We start from the raw sequence: 15,590 nt of genomic DNA, 5'->3' as shown, positions 1-15,590 counted from the left end.
GCTGAGCTCCTTTTCGGTGTTTTGGTTAGTTGGCGTAGGTGAAGAAGCCGCGGCCGGACTTGCGTCCGTGCAGGCCGGCGTCGGTCATCTGCTTGAGCAGCGGGCACGGCCGGTACTTGCTGTCGGCGTAGTGCTCGTACAGCACCTCGACGCTGTAGAGGATGGTGTCGACGCCGATCAGGTCGGCGGTCTCCAGCGGCCCCATGGGGTGGCCGAAGCAGCTGCGGAACACCTCGTCGACAGACTCGGCCGTGGCCACGCCCTCGTGGACGAGGTAGGCGGCCTCGTTGACGGTGAGCATGAGCACCCGGTTGGAGATGAAGCCGCACGAGTCCTTGACGTCGACGGCCCGCTTGCCCATCGCGGCCAGCAGGTTCCTGGTCCGCTCGATGGTGTCGGGAGTGGTGTGGAAGCCAGGGATCAGCTCGACGGCCGGCTTGGCGGGCACCGGGTTCATGAAATGTACGCCGATGACCTTGTCCGGACGGCCCGTCACGGCGCCGACCTTGGTGATCGGAATGGCCGAGGTGTTGACGACGAACACGGTGTCGGGTCCGCAGGCCGCGTCGAGCGCCTCGTAGACCTCCCGCTTGACGTCCCAGTTCTCGGTCACGTTCTCGATGACGATCTCCGCCTTGGCCAGGGCGTCGGCGCCGACGGCCGTGGTGATCCTGGCGAGGATCGCGTCCGCGTCCAGGGCCGGGCCGCCCATCAGGCGGCTCATCCGGCTGTTGCGCTCGATGTTGGCGAGCGCCTGCTTGAGGATCTGCTCGTCCTTGTCGACCAGGACCACGTCGTGGCCGGTCTGGGCCAGGTTCTGGGCCACTCCTACGCCCATCACACCGGCGCCCACTACGCCGATCACTGTCATGACTCTGCTCCATTCACTGGGTTGTGTCTCACCGGCCGCGTCTGCGGGCGGCGGAGGCTTCGAGTCCCGATCGGCGCAGCTGGGCACGTACGTGGCTGCCGCCGTCGGCGCCGGTCCCGAGCACGTGGCCCGCGCCCGAGGACATGGCCTCGATGGTCTGGCCGAGTGCCGACACGGTCGGCGCCTCGTAGAGGATGTGCGGCGGCAACTCGTCCAGCTCGAACGCCCGGCGCATCGCGGCCACGATGCTGACGCCGAGCAGCGAGTTGCCGCCGAGCTCGAAGAAGTTGTCCAGGACGCCGACCCGGTCGAGCTTGAGCGAGTCGCACCAGATGCCGGCGATCTGCTCCTCGGCCGACCCCGACGGCTCCTGGTAGGGGGTGACCAGCTCGGGACGGGGGTGCCGCTCACCGCTCACGCCACCCACGGCGGGCGAGGTGACCGCCTCCAGGTTGAAGCGCGAACTGCCGAGCACCACCGTCGGGAAGTCCTGCGTGGACACCACGACCCGGGGCTCACCGCTGGCCAGGGCGCGCAGCAGCGCCCGCCAGCCGTCCTCGAAGTCGATGCCGACACGGGCCCGGTTGTCGCGGAAGAACTGCTGCAACGCGCCGTCGTACCCGGCCAGGCCCTCCTCCCACGCGTTCCAGGTCCACTCGCCCCAGTCGATGGCCAGGACCCGCCTGCCGGTGTCGGCGAGCTGATGGGCGTACCCGTCGAGGAAGGCGTTGGCGGCGCAGTAGTCCACCTGCCCCGGCCCGCCGCCGGTCGCCGAGGTGATGGAGGCGAACAGCACCAGGAAGTCCAGCTCGACCTCATCGGGCCGACCGATGCGCAGCGCCTCGGCGATGGCCAGGGTGCCGCCGATCTTCGGGGCGAGTACTTGGTCCAGCTCGTCGGACCGCTTGAACTGCATCAACCCCATGCCGGGGACGCCCGCTGCGTGGAGGACACCGTGGAGGGCACCGAACCGCTCGACCGCCGTGTCCACGGCCCGGCGAACGTCCTCGGGCTTGCTGACGTCGCCGGTGACGATCTCGACCCGGCCGCCGAGCTTCTCGATCTCGAGAACCTGGGCGATCCGCCGCCGGGTCGCCTCCTCGGCCGTCCCCACACCGTTGGGCCCGGCGCTCGCCAGGATGCGGGACCACTCCGCTCGGGGTGGCAGGCCGCGGCGGGCGAGCAGGACGAGGTTGGCGTGGCAGTCGCGGGCCAGTCGTTCGGCCAGGCCGAGGGCGATGCCGCCGAGCCCGCCCGTGATCAGGTAGACACCGCCTTCGCGGAGCGTCTCCAGGTCCGGATCGGCCGCCATGGTCTCGTAACCAGGCACCCAGCGTCGACCGTTGCGCAGCGCCACGATCCGGTCGGCCTGCGGCCTCCGCAACTCGGCCGCCAACCCACCGACCACCGAACCGCCCCTGCCGCTGGTTGCCAGGTCGATGAGGCGGGTGGCGACCTTCGGGTACTCCAGAGGGATCACCAGGCAAGGACCGATCAGCGTCGCGCCGTCCGGGTTGGACACGTCGTCGCCCAGCACCTGCTGCGTGCCGGTGACGGCGACGTCCAGGGACCAGTCGTCGGTGCCGGACTCCGCCGCCGCCCTGGCCAGTGCGACGAGCGTGTGCAGGCCGTACCGGATGGTGGTGTCGCCGGTGGCGGCGTCCAGCGTCCAGAGGTGGACCACCCGCTCCAGGGGCCGACCGGCGGCGCGCAGATCGCGCAGCAGCGAGAGCGTGTCGCCCACGCTGCCCGGCCGCACCGTGTAGCCGTCGGGGGTGGCGGTGTACGCGTCGCCGGGGCGTACCAGCGTGACCGTGGCGCCCGCCGTCCGCCGCAGCTCGGCGGCGACCTGGTCGGCGAGCCCGTCGCGGGTGTAGACCAGCCACGAGCCCGGCTGCTCACCCGGCGCTGGCGCGGCGGTCTGCCGCCACACGGGCAGGTACATCCACTGGTCTTCCGGCAGCCTGGGCAGGTTCGTGATCGCCTCGAACAGGTTGTCCGGGTCGAGCGCCGGCAACGCGCCGACCGGCTGCCGCCGCGCACCGGTCGCGGGCGGGTCGATCCAGTAGCGCTGACGCTGGAAGGGGTACGTCGGCAACGGAATCCGCCCCGGCAACCCGGCGCTGGACACATCAGCCGCCCCGGCGGCGAGCCCGGCATCGGACCCTGTGGTGTGCCCGGTGTTCTGGTGTCTGCCGTGGTGGGCGGCCCAGTCGAGGTCGGCGCCGAGCAGCCACAGCCGGGCCAGGCAGCCCGCGAGCACCTCGTCGTCCGGGCGGCTGTCGCTGCCGCCGGGCAGCGCGTTGAGGATGAGCGGCCACCGCTGCGGCGGGCATCCGGCGGCGCGCACCAGGGCGCCGAGCGACTGCCCCGGGCCGATCTCGACCACGGCCAGCTCCGGGTCGGCGAGCAGCGCGTCGACCCCGTCCGCGAACCGTACGGTCCCGCACATGTGCCGGGCCCAGTAGCCCGGCTCGCACACCAGGTCCGCGTCGGCGATCCCGCCGGTCACGTTCGAGATGTACGGCAGGGCGGGCGGGCTGAGCTGGACGTTCGCCTCGACCCAGGCGGTCAGCTCGTCACTCAGCCGGGCCAGCATCCTGGAGTGGAAGGCGTGGGTGGTCTGCAGCGGCCGGCACGGGATCTCGGCCCGCCGCAGGTCGGCGAGGAGCCCGTCCATCGCCTCGACCGGACCGGCGACGACCGTCACCTGCGGGCCGTTGACGGCGGCCAGGTCCAGCCCCCGCTCATCCAGCCTGAACCGGCGGCGCAGCTCGCTCGCGGGCAGCGACACGGCGGCCATCGAGCCGGGCGGCACACCGTCGATCAGCTTCGCCCGGTACGCCACCAGCGCGATGGCGTCCGGCAGCGACAGGACTCCGGCCAGGCAGGCGGCGACGTACTCGCCGAGGCTGTAGCCCAGCATGATCCGTGGCTGTACGCCCCAGGTCATCAGCGTGCGGGCCAGGGCGTACTCGACGGCGAACAGGGCCGGCTGGACGACCTCCGTACGCTCCAACACGCCGACCCGCTCGTCCCCACCCGAGCCAACGGAACCGCCCGAGCCCGTGCGGCCCAGCAGGGCGGCGAGGTCCGGTGCGCTGCCGCGGCCGCCCGCGAGCAGGTCCGCGAGGTCCACCTCGCCCAGCGGCCCGCGCAGGAGCTCCAGGCATTCGTCGAGCGCCGCGCGGAACTCCGGCTCGCGCCGGTACAGCTCGGTGACCAGCCCGGGATACTGCTCCCCCGCCCCCGCGAACAGGAACGCCACCGGACGCCCCTGAACCGTGTCGACCCGGCTCAGCACGCCAGGGTTCGCCGACCGCACACCGAGGTTCGGCGATCCCCCACTCAACACGCCGGGCGTCGGCGACTCCCCGCCCAGCACGGCGGCGGCCGACTCAACGCTGTCGACGACGGCGACGCGCCGATGCTCGAACGTCTTGCGCCCCACCTGGAGGGTGAACGCCACATCCGCCAACCGGATATCGGGCGACGCGGCCAGGTGCCGCCCGAGGCGCTCGCCCGCCTGGTCGGCCGCGGTGGCGTTGCGCGCGGACACGGGCAGCACCTGGTATCTGCGGGAGGACTCGGGCGAAACGGGCGGCGCCGGGGGCCGGACAGGCGCCTCTTCGACGACCATGTGCACGTTGGTGCCGCCCATGCCGAGCGAGTTGATGCCCGCGATGCGCGGCCGCCCGTCGCGGGTCCGCCACGGGGAGAGCTCGGCGTTGACGTAGAAGGGGCTGTTCTCGAAGTCGATCTCCGGGTTGGGGCTGGTGTAGTGCAGGCTGGCCGGGATCACCTGTTCGCGCAGCGCGAGCGAGGTCTTGATCAGGCCGCTCGCGCCCGCGGCGCGGTCCAGGTGCCCGATGTTGGTCTTCACCGAGCCGATCGGGCAGTACTGCGTCTGCTCGGTGTCGCCGAACGCCCGCGTCAGCGCCGCCAGCTCGATCGGGTCGCCGAGCTCGGTGGCGGTGCCGTGCGCCTCGATGTAGCTGATGTCCTCGCCGGTCACCCCGGCGTCGGCCATCGCGTCGGCGATCACCCTGGCCTGGCCGACCACGCTCGGCGCGGTGAAGCCGACCTTGAGCGCGCCGTCGTTGTTCATCGCCGAACCGCGGATCACGGCCCAGATGTGGTCGCCGTCGCGTACCGCGTCCGACAGCCGCTTGAGCAGCACCACCGCGGCCCCGTCACCGAACATGCTGCCCCGCGCCCGCGCGTCGAACGTCCGCACGTGACCGTCGGGCGACTCCTGCCCGCCTGGCCCGAACTTGTGCCCGACCCGGTCGGGCACCCGGATCGACACGCCGCCAGCCAGCGCCAGCTCGCACTCGCCGTTGCGCAGGCTCTGCACCGCCAGGTGCGCCGCGACCAGCGAGGTGGAGCAGAACGTCTGCACCGCGACACTCGGCCCGTACAGGTCGAACAGGTAGGAGACCGTCGTGGTGAGCGCGTCCTTGTCGTTGCCCATGATGATCTCGTAGTGGCTGACCTCCTCCTCGTCGTTGAGGAGGTGCTCGCCCATGCGGAGCAGGTACGTGCTGATGTTGCTGCCGCCGAACACGCCGACCCGGCCCCTGCTCTCCGGCACCGCGTACCCGGCCTGCTCCAGCGCCTCCCAGCACACCTCGATGAACGCCCGCTGCTGCGGATCGGTGATCGCGGCCATCCGGGGGCTCAGGCCGAAGAACGCGGCGTCGAAGCCGCTGACGTCGTCGAGCACGGGGCGGGCGGGGACGTACGAGGGGTCGTGGATGAGGTCGGGGGCCACTCCGGCGGCCAGGAGCTCTTCCTCGGAGAAGAAGCTGATGGATTCGACGCCTTCGCGGAGGTTGTTCCAGAACGCACCCACGTCGGTGGCGCCCGGGAAGTGGCCGGCCATGCCGACGATGGCGATCCGCCGGTCGTCGTCCATGTCGCTGCCGGAGCCGGAGCCGATGCCGGAGCGGTCGACAGGTCCGGAGGCGCCTTCCACGGCCTTCCGGGCGACCCGCTTGGCCACCGTCGCGGTGCGGGCACTCGTCTTCCCGGTACGGCCGGCGCCGGCGCCCTTCTCGTCGAGGATTCCGGCGAGCGTGTGCACCGTCGGCGCCTCGAACAGCATCACCGTCGGCACCGCGATCCCGAACCGCTTCTTCACCAGGGCCAGCATCTGCAGCGCGACGAGCGAGTTGCCGCCGAGGTCGAAGAAGTTGTCCCTGGTCCCGACCGGCTCGATGCCGAGCACGTCCGACCACAGCTCGGCCAGCGCCCGCTCGGTCGCGGTCAATGGCGGGCTGTACGGCTGGGGCAGCTCGGGACGAGGAAACCTCGTGCCGTCCGCCCCTGGCTCCGGCCCGCTCACCGCCCGGGGCAGCCGGTCGTCGAGACCGCCAGCAGCCACCACAAGGCTCGGCCGGTCGTCGGCCACCAGCCGGTCGAACGCCGCCAGCCCCTCCTCGGTGCTCATGGCGTGCGCGGCCATGGCGGCGCCGATGCCGCCTTCCATGCCTTCGAGCGTCCGCGACCACGTGTCCCAGCTCGCGGCCACCCACCTGGTGGGCGAGGCGGCGGTGTCGTGGGCGACCGCCGTCAGCGCGGCGTTCGCCGCCGCGTAGCTACCGAACGTGATGCCGCCCAGCAGCGACGACGTCGAGGAGAACAGCAGGCAGAAACCGGGCGCTCGCTCGGCGGGGAGCTCGGCGAGCACCTCACGCAGGACCAGCGCGCCTGTCACCTTCGCACCGAAGTGTCTGGCGACGGCTTCCTGGTCGAGGTCGCGCATCGACAGGAACGTGTCCCGGCCGGTCTCGGCCGCGGCATGAATCACCCCGTCGAGCCGCCCGCCCTCCCGCAGCACCTCGGCCAGTAGGGCGCGCATCGCGTCGGTGTCTGTCACGTCAGCCTGCGGTGTCAGTACTTCGGCCCCGAGCGCCCGCAACCGCTGGACGCCCTCGTGGCGCGGGTCACCGGCCGTGGCGGGCACGCCGCCCCGGCTGGTGAGGATCAGCCGGGCGGCTCCGGCGCGCACCAGGTGCTCGGCCACCAGCAGCCCGACGTCCCCGAGACCACCGGTCATCAGGTACGTCCCACCGGGCCGCACCCCCAGACCGGTCTGTGCCTCGCCCCGGTCGGCGGGGACGTAGTCGCGGGTGTGGCGGCGTCCGTCGCGGTAGGCCACCAGAGCGTCGGTCGCCGGATCGCGGAGCTCGGCCACCAGGTCCCGGGCCGTCGCGGCGACGTCGGCTCCCACCTCGACGTCCACGCAGCGGCAGTCGAGGTTGAGGTACTCCTGGTTGGCGACCAGCGGCAGCGTGGCGGCGGCGGCGTGGCCGGGGTCCGGCACCTCGCCCGCGACGACCGCCTGGCCGCCTCGGGTCGCCACGATGATCCTGGTGCTGTCACCGCCCTCGCTGCCCCAGGCGTCCAGCATCCGGGAGAGCGGCAGCACCACCTGGCGCCCGTCGCCACCGGAGCCGGCGTGGTCGAGCAGCCGCAGGTCGAGCAGGACCGTCGGGGTCTCGCTCGCCAGGCTCCTGGCCAGGGTGGCGTGGTCGGCCGCCGACTCGGGGTCGATCGTGTAGCCGCCGGTCATCTCGGCGAACGCGCCGTCCGGCCGTACCAGCACGATCTCGGCGCCGTCGGAGCCCAGCGACTCGACGACCGCGTCGGCGACCCCGCCGGAGTCGGCGAGCACCACCCAGCGCCCGGCCGCACTCGAGGCGATGGGAGCAGCCGGTACGTCGGCCGCGATCCAGCGCGGGACCATGAGCTGGACGTGCGGAGCCGCCTCCTCAGGAGGGGGAGCCAGAGCGGCGGCGACCGGGGCGGGCCTGGCCTGGTGGCGGGGCGGGTCGATCCAGTAGCGCTCCCGCTGGAACGGGTAGCTGGGCAGCCCCACCTTGCGTACCGGACGATCCTGCCGGTATCCGGCCCAGTCGACCGGCACGCCCGCCAGCCACAACCGCCCCAGGCCCTCTGCCAGCACGGTGCCGGCCGGGCGGGGGTCGGCGGCGGCGGGGAGCGTGGAGACCACCAGCGGCCAGCGGTCCCGGGGGCAGTCGCGGTGACCACGGGCCATCGCCCCGAGCGACTGTCCGGGGCCGATCTCCAGCAGCGCGAGTTCCCCCTGTTCGAGCAGCGTGCCGAGCACGGCGTCGAACAGCACGGGCCCGCACATGTGCCGCGCCCAGTAGCCGGGGTCGGTCGCCTCGGAGGCGGTGATGAGGGCGCCGGTGACGTTCGAGACGTACGGGATGCGCGGCTCTTCGAGCGTGATGTGGGTGGCGATCCAGCGGGTCAGCTCGTCGCGTACCGGCTCCATCATGCGCGAGTGGAACGCGTGGCTGGTGGCCAGCGGCCGGCACGGCACCGACTCGCCCGCCAGGAACTCCCTGGCCGCCTCCATCGCGGCGGGCGGACCGGCGAGCACGGTGAGTTCAGGGCCGTTGACCGCGGCCACGTCCACGTCGGCGATGCCCGCCCGCTCCAGCCGGGTCCGCAGGTCGTCGGCGGCCAGCGGCACGGCGCTCATCGCGCCGGCCGGGAGCGCGTCGATCAGCCGCGCGCGGTAGGCGACCAGCGCCAGCGCCGAGTCCAGGGTGAGGACGCCCGCCAGGCAGGCGGCCACGTACTCGCCGAGGCTGTAGCCGGCCAGCAGTGCCGGTTCGATGCCCCAGGAGCGTACGAGCTGGGCCAGGGCGTATTCGACCGCGAACAGGGCGGGCTGCAACACCGCCGTGGGCATGGTGTCGACCGGCGCCGCCTCCCGCCCGAGCAGCCGGTCGAGCCCGGCGGCCTGGCCGGGCTGCCTGGGGAGCAGCAGCTCGGCGAGCGGGTCGACCCCACCGAGGTGGTCGCGGAGCGTGGCCCGGCACTCGTCGAGCGTCTGCCGGAAGACCGGCTCGGTCTCGTATAGCTCGGCGGCCAGGCCCGGGTACTGCTCGCCGGTGCCCGCGATGAGGAACGCGACGGGCCGGTCCGCGCGGCTGTCCGCGCGGGCCAGCGCCCCGGCGTCGCGCAGCCCGGCGACGGCCTCGTCCACGGTGGCGGCGACCAGCATCCGGCGATGCCCGAAGACCTGCCGCCCGGACTGCAGCGTGTGGGCGACGTCGGGCAGGTGAGGGGTGTCGGAGGCTCCCGCGAGATGGCCGGTCGTCGCGTCGGCCGCGGCGGACGTGAGGTGGTCGGCGAGGCGTTCGGTCATGGCGTCGGCCGCGGCGGCGGACCGCGCGGACCACACCAGCAGTTCCGGACGCGACGCCGCGGCCGAAACCGGAACGGAGGGCACCGGAACAGCGGGCGCCTCTTCCAGCACCACGTGCGCGTTGGTCCCGCCGATGCCGAACGCGCTCACCCCCGCCCGCCGGGTCCGGCCGGGCCTGCGCGGCCAGGCGATGAGCCTGGTGACCACCTCCAGCTCGGCCTCACCGGCGCTGAGCTGCGGGTTGGGCTCGGTGAGGTTGCGAGTGGGCGGGATCTCGTCGTGGCGCAGGGCGAGGGCGGTCTTGATGAGGCTGGTGACGCCGGCCGCCCGGTCGAGGTGGCCGAGGTTCGTCTTGACGGAGCCGATCAGGCACGACTCGTCGTGGAACACCTGCTGCAGCGCCGCCAGCTCGGCCGCGTCACCGAGCGCGGTGCCGGTGCCGTGCGCCTCGACGTAGTCGATGTCGGCGGGCATCAGCCCGGCACTGGCGAGCGCCTCGGCCATGACGGCGGCCTGGCCCTGTACGCCGGGAGCGGTGAAGCCCACCTTCCTACCAGCGTCGTTGTTGACGGCCCAGCCCCGGATGACGGCGTAGATCTGGTCACCGGCGGCCAGCGCGTCCTCCAGCCGGCGCAGCGCCACCACGCCGACGCCGCTGCCGAGCGGGCTGCCCAGGCCGCCCGCGTCGAAGGCCCGGCACTCGCCGTCGGGCGGCGCGATGCCGCCCTGCTGGTACAGGTAGCCGACCCGGTGCGGAACGTTGACCGCGACGCCGCCCGCCAGCGCCAGGTCGCACTCGAACCCGGCCAGGCTGGAGGCCGCCGCGCAGACCGCGACGAGCGACGTGGAGCAATAGCTCTGCACCGCGTAGCTCGGGCCCGACAGACCCAGGGTGTGGGCCACGCGCAGGGTCAGCGAGTCCTTGTCGTTGGCCAGGCCGAGGGCCAGCTCGCCCATGGTGGCGGCGATGTCGTTCGGCATGAGGTTGTGCTGCAGGTACGAGCTCCAGCCGGACCCGCCGAAGACGCCGATCGCGCCGTCGAAGCGGGTGGGGTCGCACCCGGCGTCCTCCAGTGCCTCCCAGCTGTGCTCCAGGAACAACCGGTGCTGCGGGTCGAGGATCTGCGCCTCCTTCGGGCTGAACCCGAAGAAGCCCGCGTCGAACAGCTCGACGCCGTCGATCACCGCCCCGGCCTTCACGTACCCGGGATCGGCCAACAGGTCCTCGGGCACTCCGGCGGCCCGCAACTCGTCATCGGTGAACCGGGTGATGCCGGAACGGCCATCACGGATGTTCGCCCACAATCCGGCCACATCGGCGGCGCCGGGGAACCGCCCCGACATCCCGACTATCGCAATGTCATTGCCGGAGACCTCGCCGGCCAGCTCATCAGTCACGTCAACGGTCCTTATCTCGGGACTCAAGCTCAAGTCGGGCTTCATTTCCGTCCGCCCCCGGAACGGGCCCGGCGCCGTCGCTGCCCCCGAGCCGAGCTGGTGGTGAGTGCCTGCCGTGCGGAGCCGTCGTCCGACCGCTCCAGCGCGGTCGCGAACTCCGCGACCGTCGGGTGCTCGAACAGCACCGCGGGCGCGATGGCCACGCCGAGCTCCTTCTCGATGGCGAGCACCATGGCCATGCCGACCAGGGAGTTGCCTCCGAGGTCGAAGAACGGGTCGTACACGCCGACCTGCTCGATGCCCAGATAGGCGCCCCACAGGTCGGCGATCTTGGTCTCGGTCTCGGTCCTGGGCGCCACGTACTCGGTCCGCAGCAGCGGCCGCGGGAACCGCTCCCCACGAGGCGCCGACGCCGCGCCGACCAGGGCGTCGAGGTCGATCATGGACGACCAGTCGCGCAGGACGTCCCGCAACGGCTGGCGCGCGGCCAGGACGCTGTCGTGGCCGCCGGTCACGATCCGGTCGAGGAACGCGCAGCCCGCCTCCTCGGCGAACCCGTACCTCTCCCGGTAGGCGGTCACCCGCTGGGCGAGGCTGGAGGCGCCCTTGAGGGAGTCGGCCTGCCAGTCGTCGTGCTGCCACGGGCCCCAGGCGACCGACACCACCCTGGTGGACGGCGCGGTGGCGGCCAGCGCCTCGCCGTACGCGTCGAGCACGGTGTTGGCGGCGCAGTAGTCGCCCTCGCCGATGCCGCCGAACGCGGTCACGGCGGAGGAGTACAGGACCAGCAGCTCGGGCCGCTCCTCGGCAGGGGTGTCCGGGCCGACCAGCTCGGCGAGGGGTCCCATCGCCAGGACCTTGGGCGCGAGCACCGCCCCCGCCTCGGCCACGGTCCGCCGCTGCACCATCCCACCCGCCGGTACGCCGGCCGCGTGGACCACACCGGTGAGCGTGCCGAAGTGCTCCCGGCACTGGCGTAGCGCCCGCCGCAGCTCGTCGGGGACACCGGCGTCGGCGGTCAGCAACAACACCTCGGCTCCGGCTGCCTCCAGCTCGGCAACGTCTGCCAGACTCCGCGCCACCTTCCCGCCCGGCTCGGGCACGTCCGGCGCACCGGCTCCCGCCCCAGCCTCAGGCGGGCCGCCGTGTGGTGCGGCGTCCGGGCTGCCGTGCGGAGCGGCTTGGGAGCCGCCGTGCGGGGTGGCGTTCAGGGGGGTACGGCCTACGAGGGCGAGCCGCCGTACTCCGGCTCGCACCAGGTGCTTGGCCAGCCCCATGCCGAGTCCCCGGGCACCACCGGTGATCAGGTAGACGCCGTCGGCCCGCCACGGGCTCCCGATCGGCTCACCCTGGTCCGGGACCTCGCCCCAGCTCTTCACCCAGCGACGGCCGCGCCGCCAGCCGGTCAGCCGGTCGTGCGCCTCGTCGGGCTCCCTGAGCAGCTCGTGGACGAGCTGCCCGGCCGCCTGCGCGTCGTCCTCCGGGTCGAGGTCGACACCGCTCCAGGTCAGTCCGGTGTACTCGTGGTGCGCCGCCCGCCCGAGCCCGTGTGCCACGGCCCGGTACGGCGCGAGGGCGTCGCCGCCCAGGATCTCGGCGGCCCCTTGGGTCACCGTCAGCAGTCGTACCCCCTGGCGCGCGGGCAGCTCACCCAGCGCCTGTACGGCCAGCAGCAGGCTGTCGAACCCGTACCCGATGGCCGCCCGCAGCTCCGCGTCGCTGGCGTACACCGGGGTGGTGGCCGTGGCGAGCCGGCTCCACAGATGGACCACATGCACCGGCCCCGGCTCGGTGACGGCGGCGAACACCTGGGCGTAGTGCTCGGGCACAGCGGGATCGATGACGATACGGCGACCGTCCTGCCGCAGCCCGGTCCCGGCGACGACCTCGATCACCTGGGTCCCTGCTGCTGCGACCGACTCGGCGAGCGCGGCACCGACCCCCGCTGAGTCGGCGAACACCACCAACGGCCCACTGAGCCGTACAGCAGGTGCGACGCCCCCAGGACGGCCGTCGCCAGAGGCGAGGTGCACCGGGCCAGGGCGGGAGGCGAGGTGCGTCGGGGTGGGGCGGGTGGTGTCCTGCTGCCAGATCGGGGCGAAGGCGAAGTCGGCCGGTTTGGCGGGCCGGTCGGTTCGGGGGACGTCCCGGCCCTGGTCCGGCCAGAAGCGGGTGCGCTGGAACGGGTAGGCGGGCAGGTCGACGAGGCGGGCGCCGGTGGGGCGGGTGGGCTCCCAGTTCAGCGTGACGCCCAGCTCCCACAGCCGCCCGCACGCCTCCAGCAGCTCGGACCGCGCGTCCCGCCGTTCCCCGGCCGTCCACAGCGGCGGCAGGGTGCCGAGTACGGTGGCCGGCCGGTCGGACAGGTTCTGCCGGACCAGCCCACCGAGGGTCTGACCGGGGCCGAGCTCGACGAATACGTCCACTCCCTGCGAGACGCAGTGCCGTACGGCGTCGGCGAACCGGACCGGGCTGACCAGCTGATCGGCCCAGTACTGGGAGCTGGTGGCCTGCTCGGCCGTCAGCGCGACGCCGGTGAGGTTGGACACGATGGTGGTGGCCGGTGCCTGGCGCGGCACGGAGTCGAGCAGCGCGGCCAGCTTCTCGCGGGCGGGCTGGAGCAGCGACGAGTGGAACGCGTGCGCGGACCGCAGCGGCCGACAGGCGATGCCCTCGGCGGTGAGGCGCCGGGTCAGGGCCTCGATGTCCTCGGGGCGCCCGCTGAGCACGGTCATCGAAGGCCCGTTGAGCGCCGCGACGTCCACCTCGGCCTCGGCGCCGACAAGCAGTTCCCGCACGCGGTCCTCGCCTGCGGCGACGGCGACCATGCGGCCCGGCGGGGCGGCGGCGATCAGGCGGGCTCGTTCGGCCACCACGTACAGGGCGTCCTCGAGGGTGAACACGCCGCCGAGGCAGGCCGCCACGTACTCGCCGAGGCTGTAGCCGATGAGCAGGTCCGGGGTGACGCCCCAGTGGGACAGGAGCCGGGCGAGCGCGTACTCGACGGTGAAGAGGAACGGGTGCGCGATCTCGGCGTGGCTGAGCGGGTCGTCGGCCCGGTCCTGCCCAGAACCGTCACGACCCAGCAGCGCCACGAGGTCCCCGTCCGAGGGCCGCGCCCGGTCCAGGCCCGCAGGCCGAGCCGGGTCCCCGCCCGATGGCCGTGACGGGTCCACTCCCGAGGGCCGTGCCTGGTCGGCGGCGGGCTTCGCATCGTCGCTCCGGTCGTCGGCGGGGCCGAACAGGGGGCGCAGGTCCACGCCGCACCGGTCGGCGGCCAGCTCGACGCAGCGGTCTACCGCCTCGGCGTAGACGGGCTCGGTGCGGTACAGCTCCCTGCCGAGGCCGACGTACTGGTCGCCGACGCCGGGCAGCAGGAACGCGACCCGGGGACGGCCCTTCACCCGGTGCACCCCGCCCTCGGTGGCGACGCGGCCCAGCAGGCGTACGGCGTCCGGGAGGTCGGCGCAGACCAGGGCGCGCCGGTGATCATGCTCGGCGCGACCGGCCTGCAGCGTGCGAGCCACGGCGGCCAGGGCCGCTGCCGACCGGGCCGTGTCCGGCCGGGCCGCCAACGCCGCGGACAGGCGCCCGGCGTGCTCTCGCAGGGCGGCGTCACTGGCCGCCGACACGGGCAGCACCAGTGCCCGAGCAACGCCGTGCCCGGCGACGGTGGCTTCCGGCAGGTGGTTGGACGACCTCTGGGAATCGCCGGGCTCGGGGGCGGATTCCAGGATGACGTGGGCGTTCGTGCCCGACCAGCCGAACGAGCTCACCCCCGCCAGCCGCGGCCCCGGCCCCGTGAACGCCTGTGGTGTCCCGGCCATCGGCACTACCGTCCCGTCCTCCGGGATCGCCGCCGCCGGTTGCGACAGGTGCAGGTTCGGTGGGATCAGTTCGTTCTCCAGCACCAGGACCGTCTTGATCAGTCCGGCCACCCCGGCCGCCGCCTGGGTGTGGCCGATGTTGGTCTTCACCGCGCCGACCCGCAGCGGTCGAGTGCCGGGGCGCCGGCCGAAGACGTCGTGCAGGGCCGACAGCTCGATGGCGTCCCCCAGGTGGGTGCCCGAGCCGTGCGCCTCCACGTACGAGATGTCCTCGGGGGTGACCCGCGCGGCGTCCAGGGCGCGGCCGATCACGTCGGCCTGGGCGCTCCGGCTCGGGGCGGTGAGACCGTTGCTGCGGCCATCCTGGTTGACGGCCGAGCCGCGGATCACCGCGCGGATGCGCCGGCCGTTCTGGATCGCCTTGGACAGCGGCTCCAGCACCACGACGCCCCCGCCCTCGCCCATGACGTAGCCGTCGGCGCTCGCGTCGAACGTCTTGCACTTCCCGTCCGCGCACAGCATCGACGCCGCGCACGCCTGGATGAAGGTGCTCGGGTGGAACGTCATAGACGCCCCGGCAGCGATCGCGAGGTCGCATTCGCCGCGCCGCAGCGCCTCCGCCGCGAGGTGGACCGCGATCAGCGAGGACGAGCACGCCGTGTCGATGGCCATGGTGGGGCCGCACAGGTTGAGCAGGTACGCGATGCGCCCGGCCGCGACGCTCATGGACGAGCCCTGGCCCAGGTACGGGTCCGCGAGCGCCTCCGCGCCGTGCCGTTCGAGCTGGAGCCTGCCGTACTGGAGGCTGTCCATGTAGCCGACCATCACGCCGGTACGGCTGCCCGACAGGCGCGACGGCGGCGCGCCCGCGTCCTCCAGGCCCTCCCAGGCCAGTTCGAGCAGGAGGCGCTGCGTCGGGTCCATCCGCAGGGCCTCGCGCGGCGAAAGACCGAAGAACTCGGCGTCCCAGCCGGCGATGTCCGGCAGGAAGGAGCCGTATCTGGTGTACATGCCGCCGGGGGTACGCGGGTCGGGGTCGTAGTAGTCGTCGATGTCCCACCGGGAGGACGGCACCTCGGTGACCGCGCTGCCGCCGTCGCACAGCAGGTTCCAGAAACCTTCGACCGTGTCGCCGCCGCCGGGGTAGCGGCACGCCATCCCGACGATCGCGATGGGCTCGTGCTGACGATCTTCGGCCTCGGCGAGGCGGCGGCGCGTCTGGGTCAGTTCGACGGTCACGCGCTTGAGATAGTCGCGAAGTTTGTCCTCGGTCGCCATCGGACGAGCCTTTCCGGTAACGAGAGTC

General features: G+C 73.1%; 3 protein-coding genes. All 3 read right to left on the bottom strand.

What is annotated here, in order from left to right; genetic code table 11:
- Positions 1–25: 25 nt before the first annotated feature.
- The 3 genes from AB0B64_RS14180 to AB0B64_RS14170 are packed head-to-tail and all read right to left on the bottom strand — an operon-like array spanning position 26 to position 15,562.
- Positions 26–871, bottom strand: coding sequence for a 3-hydroxyacyl-CoA dehydrogenase NAD-binding domain-containing protein (locus tag AB0B64_RS14180; protein WP_357942093.1), 846 nt, complete (start codon positions 869–871; stop codon positions 26–28).
- A gap of 28 nt (positions 872–899) precedes the next feature.
- Entirely contained in the window at positions 900–10,457 is a 9,558-nt protein-coding gene (locus AB0B64_RS14175; protein ID WP_358177389.1) for an SDR family NAD(P)-dependent oxidoreductase, read from the bottom strand.
- 41 nt (positions 10,458–10,498) lie between these two features.
- Entirely contained in the window at positions 10,499–15,562 is a 5,064-nt protein-coding gene (locus tag AB0B64_RS14170; RefSeq protein WP_357942089.1) for a beta-ketoacyl synthase N-terminal-like domain-containing protein, read from the bottom strand.
- Positions 15,563–15,590: the final 28 nt, after the last annotated feature.

Origin of the sequence: Nonomuraea sp. NPDC049129 (assembly GCF_040648495.1) — a bacterium.
GTDB lineage: Bacteria > Actinomycetota > Actinomycetes > Streptosporangiales > Streptosporangiaceae > Nonomuraea.
This window is presented reverse-complemented; position numbering and strand designations above follow the sequence as displayed.

Coding starts and splice junctions, on each gene's coding strand:
- AB0B64_RS14180 (WP_357942093.1), bottom strand. CDS start 871: ATGACAGTGATCGGCGTAGTGGGCGCCGGTGTGATGGGCGTAGGAGTG.
- AB0B64_RS14170 (WP_357942089.1), bottom strand. CDS start 15,562: ATGGCGACCGAGGACAAACTTCGCGACTATCTCAAGCGCGTGACCGTC.